This window comes from Vibrio sp. OPT20 (assembly GCF_963889365.1).
Lineage (GTDB): Bacteria > Pseudomonadota > Gammaproteobacteria > Enterobacterales > Vibrionaceae > Vibrio > Vibrio splendidus.
The window spans coordinates 559350-574426 of the sequence record NZ_CAWPOA010000031.1 but is presented as its reverse complement, the minus strand read 5'-3'; the positions used below and the strand labels follow the sequence as shown (position 1 = coordinate 574426).

13 protein-coding genes and 2 tRNA genes are annotated in these 15077 nt (G+C 43.2%); 8 read left to right on the top strand and 7 right to left on the bottom strand.

The window, feature by feature from the left end; genetic code table 11:
• Together AACR09_RS03770 and AACR09_RS03765 are read left to right on the top strand one after the other, a co-directional pair.
• Window positions 1–317 (top strand): MarC family protein (locus tag AACR09_RS03770; RefSeq protein WP_228010914.1); only part of this gene is annotated, 317 nt, incomplete at its 5' end.
• Window positions 318–467: 150 nt separating this feature from the next.
• Complete coding sequence (locus tag AACR09_RS03765; protein ID WP_029405983.1) at window positions 468–1310, top strand: ion transporter; 843 nt, start codon at window positions 468–470, stop codon at window positions 1308–1310.
• A 144-nt stretch (window positions 1311–1454) separates the two neighbouring features.
• On the opposite strand, the gene asd is transcribed toward AACR09_RS03765, so the two are convergent.
• Window positions 1455–2573: an aspartate-semialdehyde dehydrogenase gene (asd, locus tag AACR09_RS03760; protein ID WP_017079532.1), complete on the bottom strand. Its 1119-nt coding sequence runs from the start codon at window positions 2571–2573 to the stop codon at window positions 1455–1457.
• A gap of 500 nt (window positions 2574–3073) precedes the next feature.
• Here asd and nhaC point away from each other — a divergent pair, with 500 nt between their 5' ends.
• Entirely contained in the window at window positions 3074–4510 is a 1437-nt protein-coding gene (gene nhaC / locus AACR09_RS03755) for a Na+/H+ antiporter NhaC (RefSeq protein WP_017084044.1), read from the top strand.
• Window positions 4511–4654: 144 nt separating this feature from the next.
• On the opposite strand, the gene AACR09_RS03750 is transcribed toward nhaC, so the two are convergent.
• The 3 genes from AACR09_RS03750 to yejK form a co-directional block, all read right to left on the bottom strand.
• A complete protein-coding gene (locus AACR09_RS03750; protein WP_193836026.1) occupies window positions 4655–5833 on the bottom strand; it encodes a DHH family phosphoesterase in 1179 nt (392 codons plus the stop codon).
• Window positions 5834–5909: 76 nt separating this feature from the next.
• Window positions 5910–7280 carry an Hpt domain-containing protein gene (locus tag AACR09_RS03745; protein ID WP_193836025.1) on the bottom strand — a complete coding sequence of 457 codons (1371 nt, stop codon included), beginning with the start codon at window positions 7278–7280 and terminating at the stop codon, window positions 5910–5912.
• Window positions 7281–7385: 105 nt separating this feature from the next.
• Complete coding sequence (yejK, locus tag AACR09_RS03740; protein ID WP_017079528.1) at window positions 7386–8390, bottom strand: nucleoid-associated protein YejK; 1005 nt, start codon at window positions 8388–8390, stop codon at window positions 7386–7388.
• Window positions 8391–8474: 84 nt separating this feature from the next.
• Between yejK and AACR09_RS03735 the strand changes: the two genes are divergently transcribed.
• From AACR09_RS03735 to AACR09_RS03725, 3 genes are all read left to right on the top strand, one after another.
• Window positions 8475–8702 carry a YejL family protein gene (locus AACR09_RS03735; RefSeq protein WP_004734063.1) on the top strand — a complete coding sequence of 76 codons (228 nt, stop codon included), beginning with the start codon at window positions 8475–8477 and terminating at the stop codon, window positions 8700–8702.
• A gap of 28 nt (window positions 8703–8730) precedes the next feature.
• Window positions 8731–10539: a DUF3413 domain-containing protein gene (locus tag AACR09_RS03730; protein ID WP_193836024.1), complete on the top strand. Its 1809-nt coding sequence runs from the start codon at window positions 8731–8733 to the stop codon at window positions 10537–10539.
• 138 nt (window positions 10540–10677) lie between these two features.
• Window positions 10678–10768 (top strand) — tRNA-Ser (locus AACR09_RS03725).
• A 655-nt stretch (window positions 10769–11423) separates the two neighbouring features.
• Here AACR09_RS03725 and AACR09_RS03720 read toward each other — a convergent pair.
• Entirely contained in the window at window positions 11424–12608 is a 1185-nt protein-coding gene (locus AACR09_RS03720) for an NnrS family protein (RefSeq protein ID WP_061024384.1), read from the bottom strand.
• A 38-nt stretch (window positions 12609–12646) separates the two neighbouring features.
• Window positions 12647–13090: an RrF2 family transcriptional regulator gene (locus tag AACR09_RS03715; RefSeq protein WP_004734067.1), complete on the bottom strand. Its 444-nt coding sequence runs from the start codon at window positions 13088–13090 to the stop codon at window positions 12647–12649.
• A gap of 325 nt (window positions 13091–13415) precedes the next feature.
• Between AACR09_RS03715 and AACR09_RS03710 the strand changes: the two genes are divergently transcribed.
• Window positions 13416–13506, top strand: a tRNA-Ser gene (locus tag AACR09_RS03710).
• Window positions 13507–13571: 65 nt separating this feature from the next.
• Here AACR09_RS03710 and AACR09_RS03705 read toward each other — a convergent pair.
• On the bottom strand, window positions 13572–14492 hold the full coding sequence (locus AACR09_RS03705; RefSeq protein ID WP_054542250.1) for a histone deacetylase family protein: 921 nt from the start codon (window positions 14490–14492) through the stop codon (window positions 13572–13574).
• Between the two features lie 261 nt (window positions 14493–14753).
• Here AACR09_RS03705 and AACR09_RS03700 point away from each other — a divergent pair.
• The coding region (locus AACR09_RS03700) for an SDR family NAD(P)-dependent oxidoreductase (protein ID WP_228010911.1) at window positions 14754–15077 on the top strand (324 nt) is incomplete at its 3' end.

Here is a 15077-nt window from a genome sequence, read left to right as displayed (position 1 = left end):
CTGAATACATCAGCAAAGAGCAAATCGGAGTTGTTCCACTGGCTATGCCGCTAATGGCGGGTCCGGGTGCAATCAGCTCGACCATTGTTTATGGGTCTCGCTATCCAGCAGCCATTGATACCGTAGGCATCGGCATTAGTATCATCGCGTTTGCAACATGCTCTTGGCTTTTGTTCCGTTCAGCGCCGGTTATCGTTCGCTTTTTAGGTCAAACGGGTATCAACGTGATCACTCGTATCATGGGCTTGATTCTTGGTGCATTGGGCATCGAGTTCATCGCCAATGGCCTACGTAACCTGTTCCCAGGTTTGGCATAACATTTAACGGCATTTCAGTTGCTCTAAAAAGGGCAACCACTACTGAACAGTAGATGAGGCGAGTAAAGCAATTGGGCTTTCACTCGCCTCGTTATTATGAAGCTTGTATAATGATTGTTAATGCATTTAACAGAAGATGAATCTTTCCTTATGTCACGCAAGCCACTCAAGCATCATTTGTACGTCATTATCTTTGGTACTCACACGCCAGCCGGACGTGCATTTGATATCTCTCTGATCGTTGCAATCTTGGCTTCGCTGTTGGTTCTGATCTTAGAGTCCATCCCTAATGTGATGACCGAATGGTCACAGCAGCTGCGTTATATCGAGTACACCTTTACAGCCCTCTTTACTCTCGAGTATTTGTTGAGACTTTATTGCTCTCCAAAACCCAAATCCTACGCCACCAGCTTTTATGGTGTCGTTGACCTATTGGCGATTCTTCCAACCTACCTAGCGATCATCTTCCCTGGCGCTTCATTTATGGGGGTGGTGAGACTGCTGCGTGTGATGCGTATCTTCCGAATCCTAAAACTGGTTCGCTACCTGCAAGATTCCAATATCTTGTTGCGCTCACTGTTGATGGCACGACGAAAGATACTGATCTTCTTCAGTACAGTGGGTATCTTGGTCGTTATCTTCGGCGCTCTGATCTTTGTTATTGAAGGACCAGAAAATGGCTTCACCAGTATTCCCCACAGTATTTATTGGGCAATCGTAACCATCACCACGGTTGGCTACGGTGACATGATTCCCCAAACCGCGTTAGGTAAAGCGATCGCTTCACTTACCATGCTATTGGGTTACTCTATCTTAGCGGTGCCTACAGGGATTATTACTGCAGAGCTCAGCAATGAGATGAACTCACACAAAGAGTTGGTTAAATGCCCGAACTGCAACCGAGCCGGCCATGATTCGGATGCCATGTATTGCAAACACTGTGCGAGTGAATTGGCAGACCCAGACAAGCGTGTCGTTACCGACGAGGAATAAAAGCAGACACGAGATGCGAGATGCGAAGAGATTTAAGGGCAGTTTCGAGGGCCGAATAACGAGATATCAATAAACTAAAAAGGGTTGACGTTTATCGTCAACCCTTTCGGTTTATCAGCTATAGAATTTAAGCAATCTTGCCTATTACGCTTTCTCAGCAAGGATAATGCGCAAAGTACGACGTAGTGGTTCTGCAGCACCCCAAAGTAATTGGTCACCGACAGTGAACGCGTTCAGGAAGTCGTTACCCATCGACATCTTACGCAGACGACCAACTGGTACAGACATTGTGCCTGTTACTTTCGCTGGCGTTAGCTCCTGTGCCGTGATGTCACGGTCATTAGGAACCACTTTAACCCAATCATTGTGCGTCGCGATGATCTCTTCGATCTCGTCCATTGGCACGTCTTGCTTAAGCTTGATTGTTAGTGCTTGAGCATGACAACGCATTGCACCGATTCGTACACAAGTACCATCAATCGGGATTGGCTGACCATCTAGGCCAAGAATCTTGTTCGCTTCAACACCTGCTTTCCATTCTTCTTTGCTTTGACCATTTTCACGCTTCACATCGATCCAAGGGATTAGTGAGCCCGCAAGCGGAGCACCAAATTGGTCTGTTGGGAATGAAGATGAACGAATGGTATCAGCGACTTTTTTATCAATATCAAGGATGGAACTTGAAGGGTTTGCTAGCTCTGAACTTACGCTATCGTTGATCACACCCATTTGTGAGATCAGTTCACGCATGTTCTTAGCACCTGCACCAGAAGCCGCTTGGTAAGTCATGGCACTCATCCACTCGACCATGCCTTTCTCGTAAAGGCCACCCAAAGCCATAAGCATTAAGCTCACAGTACAGTTACCACCAACGAAAGTGTTAGTACCGCCGTGAATGCCTTGCTGAATTTGAGCCAAGTTAACAGGATCAAGAGTGATGATTGAATCAGCGTCCATACGTAAGGTAGAAGCCGCATCAATCCAGTAACCTTTCCAACCTGCTTGACGCAATGCTGGGTATACTTTTGATGTGTAATCGCCACCTTGACAGGTAATCACAGCATCAAGCTGTTTTAGGCTATCAATATCAAAAGCGTCTTGAAGTAGACCCGCATCTTTACCACCTAGAACAGGGGCAGGAATACCAATCTGAGATGTGCTGTAATAAACAGGCTCAATCAAGTCGAAGTCTTTCTCTTCAACCATACGTTGCATTAGTACAGAACCAACCATACCGCGCCAACCAACTAGACCTACTCTCATCGCTCACTCTCCATGTATAAATTAAAAATTGCTCTCCCCCATCTATAAGTTTTTCAGAAACAGAACTCAAGCGCTTTTTGTCAAAAAGTGTAACTTTTTCGTTTCTTTTAAGTGAACGTAATGAATCGTGCAGTTATCTCTGTATCGACATTCAATGTCTACACCATTGTTAAAGCACCCATTATCGTCAGATTCAAACATTTACATCGCCAAAACCGCTTGAATCGACACCCATCACAAACAGTAAATCCCTCTTTTAAACCAAGGTTAATCAGAATTATATTTTACAAAACGAAAACAACGCGCGACAAACTTCAACATGTAACAATCATGAATTTAACAAAATTTCAGATTATGAAACCACAATTGATTGAGTTAGCAGTCAAATATCACAACTTGGGCGTATTTTTTCGATATAATAAACTAATTACTGTAGTGTCCGTTTTGCACCACACACTATAACGAAGCACTATAAATGCTCGAATTAACAAGAGGCTTTTATGAAGCAGAGTAAAACTCGCCTACCGAACCTATTACAGGTATTCATCGCGTTAGGACTATTTCTATCCCTTGCTTTTTCCTTTACAGCAAAGCTTGACCTTCCAATTCAACTTGCCTTGTATATTGGTTGGTTCATTATCATGGTTCTTGGTATTCGTCTTGGCCACGAATACAAAGACTTAGAAAAAGCAGCACTCAAAGGAATATCCAATGGCTTAGGCGCGGTTTTAATACTTTTAGCCGTTGGCGCTCTTGTTGGTACTTGGATCTCAGGCGGGATCGTACCTACTATCATTTACTATGGTCTGAAAGCTATCCACCCTTCTATCTTCCTTTTAGCGACCATGATCATCTGTTCTCTAACCGCATTGGCGACCGGTACGTCTTGGGGTGCTGCGGGTACTGCAGGCATCGCGATGATGGGTATTGGCCAAGGCTTAGGTGTTCCAGCACCAATTACAGCGGGTGCGGTGCTATCAGGCTGTTACTTCGGTGACAAGATGTCTCCACTTTCTGATTCAGTGATTCTGGCTTCTTCAATGTCTGGTGTCGAAGTGGTTGAACACATCAAAGGCATGCTGCCTGTTGCGCTAATCAGCTACATTATTACTGGCATCATGTTTACTGCGTTTGGTTTCCACTACGCAGGTAATGTTGACATGAGCCAAGTAGATTCTGTCATCAAAGCAATGGAAGTTCAGTTCTACATCACGCCTTACTCATTCGTTCCAGTACTGATCGTGCTTGGTCTGTTGGCTTTCCGTATGCCTTCATTCCCAGTAATCAGCTTTGGTTCTCTGCTTGGTATTATCTGGGCAGTCATGATCCAAGAGATCGATTTCCTAACGGCATTCAACACTGCTTGGGCACCGTTCTCTATCTCATCTGGCGTAGAATTCATTGATTCAATTCTTAACCGTGGTGGCATGTCTTCAATGCTTGGTTCGGTCGCGGTTATCGTATTTGGTCTAGGTTTTGGTGGCTTACTGGATAAAGTGGGCGTACTAGAGACAATTGCTAAAGTGTTCGAGCGCCGTGTAAACAGCGCTGGTTCTCTAGCAACCAGCACCATTGGTACGGCTTTCATGGGTAACGTGTTCGGTTCTGCGATGTACGTATCGTTAATCCTTACGCCAAAAATCTGTGCGAAGAACTACGACCGTTTGGGCTACAAACGTAAGAACCTATCTCGTAATGCTGAGTTTGGTGGCACGTTAACGTCAGGCATGGTTCCTTGGAGTGATAACGGTATCTACATGGCGAGTATTCTAGGCGTTGCAACGCTATCTTACGCACCGTTCATGTGGCTAAGCTTCATCTGTATCATCGTGACTATCGTGACCTCTTACATGGGTTGGTTCGTTGATAAGTGTGAACCAACAGCACCAGCCGTTGAAACTGAAGAAGCGACAGAGCTTACTAAGCAGCAAGCATAAGTTAATGCCTCAGAGCTTTAGAAAGTAAGTACAAAAACGTTAATGATATAAATGCAAAAAGAGCGCCCTAGAGCGCTCTTTTTTTGATCTACTGGTTTATCTATTTATTTATTTATCTATTTATCTATTTATCTATTTATCTATTTATCTATTTATGGTTCGCTTACCCAACCAGTAACCGATGCCTAACGGTGCAAAGAACACCACTAAGATAAACAGGATGAAATAGATAATCACACTTTTGATTAACTCCATCAGCTTATCAATCGCCAGTACCACCACCTCTTGAGATACGCGGTCAAGGTCTTGCGTAAACAACTCCCTTTCTGAAGTCACGATACCTGCAATCTCAATGCGCTCTTTCGCAATCATCTCTAACAGAGCTTCTCTTTCACGTGTCACCATTTTTTCTAACGCCACACGCTCTTCAGTGAGCATTGCTAATTTCTGGTCTGTCTTGTCGCTAAGATCGTTGAGTAGAGGCTGCATTTCTGTCGACATAATAGAAGCCAGTGTTTGCATGTATTCCGGGTTGTTCTCAATGAAGTCCTGCATACTTGCTGATGTTTGACGAAGGCTTTCCAGCGTCATCGATAGGTCTTCACCCGTTAACGAGCTGTTTAACGCAACCAGCTCCGCCTTCCACGACATTAGTTTAGGCGTCTGATCAGCCATCAAACTTAAACGATCGGATGCGTCACTCATGGCTTCTGGCATAGTGCCTAAGCTCTGGACAATTTGCGACTCGTCTTTACCTAGGTAGCTCAGCCATTCACGGTAAGCAGGTGTGCTTCTGAATGTGAGGTCTTTAAATGGGTGGCTAGCAGCAAACTGCGCAACGAACACTTTGCTGTTCTTGAAATCACTCGAGCTCAATACACCCTTTGCCAGTTTTTCTGCTTCTTGATCAAGAAAACGAGCAGTCTCTACCGCATCATCCGTTGCGAACAGATCCGCACCATCGCCTTGGCGATAAAACTGACTCATTTGGGCAGTGAACACCCACGAATCGATTAAGGCAGACATCGGTGAAGTTTGATAAGCCGCTTGCTGTAAGCCCTGCTCCGCATGGATCTTCCAAAGCAAGACGTAAGATTGATGTAGGGTGTCATCAGCAGGGTAAGATTGAGCAATGAGATCGGCTGAGCCTTCTACTCGCGTAAAAAACATCTTGGCGTATTCACGCGTCATGATTCGAGCATTCAGCTCTTGTTGAGTGAGAGGCGTCGTCTGAGTATCTAACTTAACTTCTAATAGAGAACAACCACTTAGCACAATACTAAGCACCAACACCATCCAACGTCGACTCGAAAATCGTAACATGTAAACCTCTGACAAAGACTAAGGGCGCGGATTGTATGAGCACTTCGTCAGAGTATTGTCAAAATTCCTACAAAAGTTAACGCTGCTTATCTAAATATTCAAACGCAGCATCTATAGAGGCTTTTATTGCCGCCTCTAGTTCTTCTAAATCGTGTTCACTGATCGCTCTCGACTGTTTCATTGTCATTTCAATGGTTGCTGCAATGATCGCTAATCGAGATGCTTTGATACTGCCAGCCACACCTTTTAAGCTATGTACAATACGAGCAGCAGAGGTTTCATCTTTAGTGAGAAGAGATTTGAACTTCGTGTAATCATCAGCGTGATCTTGTACAAAAACACCAAGTAGCAATTCGACAGACTCAGCATCACCATCAAGCGTTTCTAGCATGTCTTCAATATCAATCGCAGGCTTTGAATCAGTGACACTTGCGATGTGTTTCTCTGCCACTGGAGTTTCCTCAGTGTTCTGCTGAACAATTTTCTGTCTTGTTACGTTAACGCCCTCTTGAGGTTGAAGGTCGGGATGTTTACTCGGTGGCGTAATCTCCAATACGGAAGAGTCATCACTTGGTTGCTTCACCGCAGAGGAAGCATTTTCCTTACTTGAATCGGTAACTGGTTCAGGGCTCAGTTCATTGTCTGCTTGTTGAATCAATTTTCTCGATCTAACGCCCCACAACACTAATGTGATCATCGTTACCAAGCTTAAACCTAGCATCACTAGCAATAGGTTAAATTGACGGTCATGGAACTCAGCTTCAAGTTTAATGATCTGTTCGTTCACCGAGTTTTTCTTGATTTTATCGACTAAATAATTGAGCTGAGCGTAATCACTCAACAACGCAGAGGCATCAGCCAATAATTGTTGCAGTGCGTCTTGCTCTTCAGTTTTTAATGAATATGATTTTTCTAGAATGGAATCAAACGCACGATAAGTCGCTGACGAGCTTTGATTGTCAGAATACATCGCTTCAAAGACAACAACGCCGAATTCGTTGAGTAGCGATTTTAGTTTAGGGGAAAGCTCTTTATCAGCGCGCAGTATCTTAATATTGTCAACAATGTCTTGAACCTGGCTTTCTATCGGGATGAACTCATCAAACTTTTCTAGGAACTGATCGGCTACATAAAGCAGTTGATTCACATCAGGGCGAAACAAGGCGTGTTGAAAATCAGATTCAATCTGCAGTCGGATCGAATAAACCAACTGAGCATCAAGTGCTAACTCATTGATACGAGAAACTCGCAGCGGCTCAGAGAAATAAAGCGATTGCCTCAATTCATTGACGCGAATACCGAGTTCTTCAATTTGAGCAAGAGAATTGGTGTAGGAACGGCTTAGATTAAGGAGAGCCAATGAAGGAAGTAGCCACAGAGCCAAGAGCACAACCAAGAAAGTGGCCGGTTTTTTAAAGCGTTTGGGCTTTGCTACTGATTGTTCCATCTATATTCCTTGTGCGTGTTAACTTGAAGCCATGACACTTGCTAAAAGACTAAGCACAAAACAAGCGACAACATCTTGCTGCCGCTTTTACTCATTAACTTCGGACTATGACTTATTGCGAGTCAGTTGGTCACGTAAGTTCGGTGGAGTGCCTTTAATCGTTAGCGTGTCTGTCTCCGGATCGTAAAAGATACGTTCGCCTAGAAGCAGACTATCAAAACTAACATTCAAACCGCCACCAGCACCAACAAATTTTGTTAGTTTACGCATAGTTGCGCGATCAGCAGGGAAACTGTCTTCTAACTCGTAGCCTTGCTCACTAGTATAGTCAAAGAAGCTTGTACCATCTGTGCTTGCTGGCAGTTCTCCAGAAAGTTCACGAACTTGAACTTCATCGCCCGCTTTTAGCTGTTCGTTACAGTAATCCGCAACCTGCTTTTTATAGCTGATCGCTTCTTCTTTTTCTAACTTAGAGTCTGAAACGAAATCTTCTACCGCTTGCATCAGTACTTGGTTTTGCTGTTTCGCATCCAAACCGACTTCAGCTTGTAAGAAATCTAAGAAGAAATCCGCGACTTTACGGCCAACACGTCCTTTAATGTAAGTTAAGTAACGGTTTGACTCTTTGTCTGTGTCGTATGTTGAAAGATCAAGGCGCGCCACAATATCCATCTTTGAGATATCAAGGTAATCAGTCGCACTGATGTCTAGCCCTTCAGTCACTTTCAAACTTTGGTTCGAAGGCAGTAAACCGATGAAAAGGTAGTCTGTCGCCAGTGATTGGTATTCAGCGAGTACCAAAGTGCCTTCGTCAGCAAATGGGTACTTCGATAACTCATCTTTTAGACGTAGCGCACTTTTTTGAGAGAAATCATAGAAACTTTGCTCTCCCGCTCGAAATTCATGCAACGACTGCTGGAATTCGCTGTCGGATTTGAAAGAACCAAACCCTTTGCCTGCTTTTGAATTAAAAACACGGTGAAGTTCAGCAACTAGGCTTTCAGATGAAGCATCGTTCTCTAGAGATTCAGCACGATAGTTAACAATCAGTTCATCCTGATCGTTCTTGCTCAGCTGGTGTAAAATTACGTTGGAAAGGTGAAGGCTCATAGTGAAAATATTACCGTTCAGGTTTCAGTTGTCGTGCATAGTAGGTTATCATAAGCCGCTTTTACTATCATTATTAGAGTCCTTATGCCGATTATATCTAAATACACAGATGATCAAGTTGAAAAAATCCTAGCTGAAGTAGGTGCTGTACTCACGAAGCACAAAGCTTCACCAGAACTTTCACTGATGATCGCTGGAAATATCGCAACCAATGTCTTAAATCAGAATGTTGCTGCTTCACAACGCAAAGGAATTGCTGAAAAATTTGCCGAAGCTTTAATCTCTTCTCTTGAAGATAAAAAGTCTCACTAAATTTGATTGACGGATAAAAGAATTATAAATGGTAGACAGCGCAAACTCATATAGCGATCGCGTATCTCGACTTGTTGGTTGGGGTCACTGGTTTGCATTTTTCAACATCATTGCTGCGATGTTGATTGGTACTCGTTATATTACTCAATCTGCTTGGCCAGAAACCCTATTGGGTCAATTTTATTTGGCTGCATCTTGGGTTGGTCATTTCGGATTTTTAGTATTCGCGCTTTATCTATTAGTGCTGTTTCCGCTCACTTTTATTCTTCCGTCGAGGAAGTTATTACGTTTGGTTGCCGTTTGCTTTGCAACCATAGGTTTAACTGTCCTACTGATTGATACCCAAACGTATCAAAATATAAACCTCCACCTGACACCTGTCGTGTGGGAGGTTTTATTCAGTGGAGAGGAGTCTGCATTCACATCTGATTTGCAACACCTCTTCATTGTTATGCCACTTATCTTCTTATTGCAGCTAGGTCTGTCTGAGTGGGTTTGGCGTAAGCAACGTAAACTGTCTCATAAACACATTGGCCGTCCGATTACTGCGGTCTTCTTCTTGTGTTTTATCAGCAGCCACTTGACCTACATGTGGGCTGATGCGTATTTCTACAACCCAATTACTAGCCAGAAAGCGAACTTCCCACTGTCATACCCAATGACAGCGAAAAGCTTTATGGAAAAACATGGTCTGTTAGACCGTGAAGAGTATCTACAGCGTTTAGAAGCCAACAAAGAGAACGTAAACTTAGTTAGCTACCCGCTCGAAAAAATTCAATACAACCGCCGCAGTGATGATCTTAATATCCTGATGGTGAGTGTAAACAACCTTCGCTCTGATGCACTTAATGCCACAGCGATGCCAAACAGCTACGCATACTCACAACAATCGATCAACTTCACCAATCACTACAGTTCAAGTAACGACATGTTTGGTATCTTCGGTTTGTTCTATGGCCTTCCAAGCAGCTACGCAAGCAGCATCGAAGCTCAGGGTTCAAGTGCAGTACTGTTAGATGTATTAGATAATCACAATTATAAGTTTGCGGCTTTCAGTGGCGACAACTTTGACGATGCACTTTACTCGGAAATCATCTTCCGAGGCCGTGATGTTATGCCAGAGCAAGCAACTTATGATGACAAAAGCGCGATACAAGCTTGGTCTAACTGGATTCAATCACCACAAGCTAAACGTCCTTGGTTTAACTTCATTGAGCTGACCACGCTGGATAACTTCTCTAGCTACGATTCAAGTTCAGAGTCAGACTCAACGTTAACGACAGCAGAACGTTTTGCTGCAGACTATCAAAAGTCTGCTCAAGCAGCCGATGCTCAGCTAGCAACAATCTACGCTGAACTGGAACGCTTAGAGCTAACCGACAACACGGTGGTTATCATTACTTCTAATCACGGTAGCGAGTTTAACGAAACTAAGACCAACAGCTGGGGCGCAAACTCCAACTACAGTCGTTATCAGTTACAAGTGCCACTATTTATCAACTGGCCTGGTAAGTCTGCTTCTGAATACACTCACCGTTCTAGTCATCTGGACGTGTCTGTAACGTTGATGCAAGAGCTATTGGGCGTATCTTCAAACCCAACAGATTTCAGTAGCGGTCGCAGCCTGTTTAATGAGCGCAAAAGAAAGTGGATTCTCGCGGGCGACTCTCGTGAACTTGCTCTTGTTACTGACCAGCAAACAACGGTGTTAGATAAATTTGGTAACTACAAATTGTACGACCAGAATTACAAACGTCTGAAAAACGTAAGCCCTCGCTTACCTGTGTTGATGCAAGGCCTGACTGAGCTACAGCGTTTCTACACAAAAAATGACTAAATAGTCACCAAACAGAAAAGGGAAGCTAATGGCTTCCCTTTTTTATTGCCGTTAATGACTAGAAAACAAGCAACCAAACAAGATTATGATAATTAAGGGTTTACAAGGCAGTCTCCCCCTTATATTATTCACGCCAATGGAGGGATGGCTGAGTGGTCGAAAGCACCGGTCTTGAAAACCGGCAACCGTTAATAGCGGTTCTAGGGTTCAAATCCCTATCCCTCCACCACATTAAAGAAAGCCGCTGAGAAATCAGCGGCTTTTTTGCGTCTGACGTAAAGTGAATCGAATCTAAAGTTTAAGATTCAACTATTCCCCAAAGACAGATTGTTTGGTTCATTCTGAACAGTTTAAAGCCCTGTTACGACTCTATAGCTGTTTGAATATCACTGGCTAGCTCAATTTGTATTCTCTCCACACTCCAGTCATCGATACATACCTTAGACCAAACTTATTTGCACAGCGCGTTCATTCAATATGACTAGACTGGTGGTGCATGCCAATCGGGTACAGTTACTCGCTAGAGAGTCAGAATTCACTGCAGGCTCGAATCGTGTTTAGGCTTGTTTCAGGCACTCATCATAAATCCATAAAAATAAAAAAAATCCAGAGGCTTCATCTAGGTCTCTGGATTTCTAAATTTGGCTTGAGCGCTACTTTAATTAAGCGTTTTCTTGCTTAGTCTCTTGCTGCTCTGCTTGTTTCTTTTGTTCAGCTTCATTTGCTTTTTCTTCGTGGTTTGAACCACCACATCCGCCACAACAGCTCATAATCATACTCTCTTTGATTGTGTTTAAGTCATTCACTGCAGACATAATATTAAAGATGCATTTCAAATGCAACTTTAAAGTCATCAATATTGAACATTCGCAACTTGTAGTAATTTAAGCTTTTGGTTTTATTAAAATTGGTAAGTACAACACAACGAAACAACTGTATGCAGCGACCCACAGAGCGCTGGATAAGGTGATGATAGAGACAATATCATGGGTAAAGTATCCACCAAACACTCGAACAATAAAGGCAAAAACAATGGCGATTAACGCCGCAGTCATTATTTTACCAATCGCAATAGTTCGGCCTGTATGCCCTAAAGACACACGTGAGATCATTGATAAGATCATCACTCCCATTCCACCAACGGTTAATGCATGAATCGCTTGTGATTGTGTGACCAATGACGAAATGATCGAAACGCCATACAAAACCAACCCTAACGAAATGGCCCAGTAGCTTAAGTGTAGAGACCACACAAGAGGAGTCTTAAAAGCAACCCATATTTTCCACCTTACCGCCCTAACCGCATTTGCCAAGCCACTGACAATAAACACGAAAGCAACGAGATCTTGTGGAACTGGAAGTATCTGAAAGCTCAACACAACGGCGAAAATCGTGCTCACGATGCTCAGCTTTTCAAGCCATGGTAATGCAGGGGTTCGTGGTGTCTGTGTGCCATTAGCGGTAAACATAGGAAAAACTCGGCCACCCATAATGCACATGACTAGGGTCACCAACAGCACCATGCTTGTGCTAGCTTGTGAAATTAAGACTGGCTGCTGAAATAAAACGCCATAGTGCATTGCGGCATTGGCAAAAGTCATTAGCAATAAAATGGGGACGAACAACAGGTTTCGCCAAAGCTTCACACTGACAATATTGTGAGCAAGATAAATTACAGCGATAGGTAAAAACAGTAAATCGAGTCCAGCCACCAGCCAAGGGCTTAGAACTTCAGGCAGGAACATGGCTATTCTTGCACACAACCAGATAGCCAGAAGTATCATTAACCCGCGTCCGTTAATGCTGCGGACACCCGTCCAATTTTGTACGGCCGTCAGTAAAAAACCAACCACGACAGTGGCTGCAAAGCCAAACAACATTTCATGAATATGCCACCACATTGCACCGCCATAAACATTTAAGGTTGCGCTGCCATTCCAAAACGCGGCCCACCCGACTAACGCTGCAATACTAAAAAGTGATGCAAACAAAAAAAATGGTCGAAACGCGAGTTCGAAAAATGCCGTCATTGAAACGCCATTATTGGGGTTTTGATTTAAATCTTTCATCATCGTAAACCTAGTGAGTAAACAAAACTTGCTTACTTTTAAATAACTTCAACCGCCAAAAGTTGCCCTAACTTGTAGCTGTGCCCTTCTCCAAGGAGATCTTGCAAGCTATAAGCGTCTAAGCTTTTGTAAAAACACTCTTGAGCTTCAGCAAAGATAGTTTTCAATTGGCAATTTGGTGTAATGACACAGCTATTATCCTCGCCAAAACATTCAACCAAGTTACGTTTGTCTTCTAACTCTCGAACTAACGTACCTATATTGATCTGACTTGGATGGCAACTGAGTTTCAAACCACCATTTTTTCCTCTTGTGGCGATCAGATGTCCTTTGAGGTTGAGTTGCTGAACGATCTTCATTAAGTGGTTTTTAGAAATACCATAACTGTTAGCAATGTCGCCGATGGTGCTAAGAGATTGGTTGTTGATCGCTAAATAGATCAGCACTCGTAGGGAATAATCAGTGTAACGTGTGATATGCATGGTGGGATATTTCACTTTATAAGATGCATTCATTATGAATCTTATAAACAGCAAAGGCAAGTTAACCCTAATGAGGAATGGTGGCTACACACCAAAAGCTAAGGCTTCGGTCCTAATTACGTTCCTCACATCAGTTGTATTCTATCATTTCTCCATTTTCCTTGCTCAAACGATACCTAATCCCTTAAGTCGAAACGATCAGGAACATTTTTCGATGTATTTTCACTCTAACCATATAAAAATGCACAAACTTGTTCATAAAAAAAGCAGTCAGTTGATAAGGGTATTTACAAGCGAATCACACCCCTATATTATTCGCGCCATTGGAGGGATGGCTGAGTGGTCGAAAGCACCGGTCTTGAAAACCGGCAACCGTTAATAGCGGTTCTAGGGTTCAAATCCCTATCCCTCCACCACATTAAAGAAAGCCGCTGAGAAATCAGCGGCTTTTTTGTATCTGGAGATCACACAAGCTCACCACTCAACGGCTAACAGCAAATGCGGCCTTCAATAACTGCATGTGAATTGGAACCAGATCTTGGTGCTGAGTTCGATATCCGCCACCAACTACGCATGCCATCGGAATAGACTCTGATTTCGCTAATTCAATCATGAAACAGTCGCGTTCAAATATCCCTTTTGTCGAAACATTCAAATAACCCAGCTCATCGTCTTGATGGATATCGATCCCCGCATCATAAATAATCAGATCAGGTTGATGGTGAGCAATCGCTAACTTAGTGACTTGTTCAAAACAACGTAAGAACTCTTCATCTTCTGTTTCACGACTTAACGGCACATCTAAATCAGACAACGGTTTTCGTGCAGGGAAGTTTTTGTCGCAGTGGAACGACAAAGTAATGATGTCGTCATTCTCTTGGCAAAGAGTCGCTGTGCCATCACCATGATGAACATCGCTGTCGACGATAAGCACTTTATCGATGTGTTCAAAGGTCAACGCATGTTTTGCCGCTAACACCAGATCGTTCAACAAACAAAAGCCGCTACCAAAATCATGGTGTGCGTGATGATAACCACCACTCAAATGAATCGCTAAACCACTCTCTATTGCCATTTCAGCGGCCAAGCAGGTTCCACCACTTGAGTAGAGTGTTCTCTCAATAAGTTGTTCACTCCAGGGGAAACCGATACGTCTCATCTTTGCTGCGGGCAAATTACCAGAAACAAGCAAATCTACATACTCACTATCGTGAACCTGTTTTACCTGTTCAACCGAAACCGGCGTTGGTTGGAAGATTTCAAACTGACGCTTCCATAGAGGATCTCTAACTATTAATGCTTCAACAGCACTGTGTAACAACTGATATTTGTTAATCGGGTAACGGTGACCTTCTGGTAAAGGTAACTGCGAATAGATTGGGTGGTAAATTAAAGGAATCATAATCAGGTTAATTGCGTATCTTTCTCAAAATCATAACAGTCTCAGCCTAGGCGACAACCTTAATTGATGATAATAGTTATCATTAACTTAACTTTCAAAAAGAGACACCAATGAAAAACCTAATACTCATCTTTGGGGTGATCTGCGGCTCAGTAGCAGCAGTAATGATTTTTGTAGGAATGCTAATGGCCAGTTGGTGGAGCGTTGATTTTCTCGTGTTAAGCCATCAAACTTAACTAATTGAACTAAAAAGGAATCACCATGAGCGTTATTTTCATTACTGGAGCAAATCGCGGCATTGGCTTAAGCCTGACTCAACAATACTTGGAAGGTAGCCACAAGGTGTACGCGACTTATCGTGATGCTAACTCAGCAAAAGAACTGCTCTCTCTCGCAGACCACAACAGCAACCTGACCTGCATTCAATTAGAGATAACCGATTACCAAGCGGTGAGCCACCTCACTTCGCAAATAGAGTCGATTGATATCTTGATCAACAACGCTGGCTACTATGGTCCTAAAGGTTATGGTCTGGGTAATACCGATGTCGAAGAGTGGCGCCGTGTATTCGAAGTCAACACCATT

Coding starts and splice junctions, on each gene's coding strand:
- AACR09_RS03765 (WP_029405983.1), top strand. CDS start 468: ATGTCACGCAAGCCACTCAAGCATCATTTGTACGTCATTATCTTTGGT.
- asd (WP_017079532.1), bottom strand. CDS start 2,573: ATGAGAGTAGGTCTAGTTGGTTGGCGCGGTATGGTTGGTTCTGTACTA.
- nhaC (WP_017084044.1), top strand. CDS start 3,074: ATGAAGCAGAGTAAAACTCGCCTACCGAACCTATTACAGGTATTCATC.
- AACR09_RS03750 (WP_193836026.1), bottom strand. CDS start 5,833: ATGTTACGATTTTCGAGTCGACGTTGGATGGTGTTGGTGCTTAGTATT.
- AACR09_RS03745 (WP_193836025.1), bottom strand. CDS start 7,280: ATGGAACAATCAGTAGCAAAGCCCAAACGCTTTAAAAAACCGGCCACT.
- yejK (WP_017079528.1), bottom strand. CDS start 8,390: ATGAGCCTTCACCTTTCCAACGTAATTTTACACCAGCTGAGCAAGAAC.
- AACR09_RS03735 (WP_004734063.1), top strand. CDS start 8,475: ATGCCGATTATATCTAAATACACAGATGATCAAGTTGAAAAAATCCTA.
- AACR09_RS03730 (WP_193836024.1), top strand. CDS start 8,731: ATGGTAGACAGCGCAAACTCATATAGCGATCGCGTATCTCGACTTGTT.
- AACR09_RS03720 (WP_061024384.1), bottom strand. CDS start 12,608: ATGAAAGATTTAAATCAAAACCCCAATAATGGCGTTTCAATGACGGCA.
- AACR09_RS03715 (WP_004734067.1), bottom strand. CDS start 13,090: ATGCATATCACACGTTACACTGATTATTCCCTACGAGTGCTGATCTAT.
- AACR09_RS03705 (WP_054542250.1), bottom strand. CDS start 14,492: ATGATTCCTTTAATTTACCACCCAATCTATTCGCAGTTACCTTTACCA.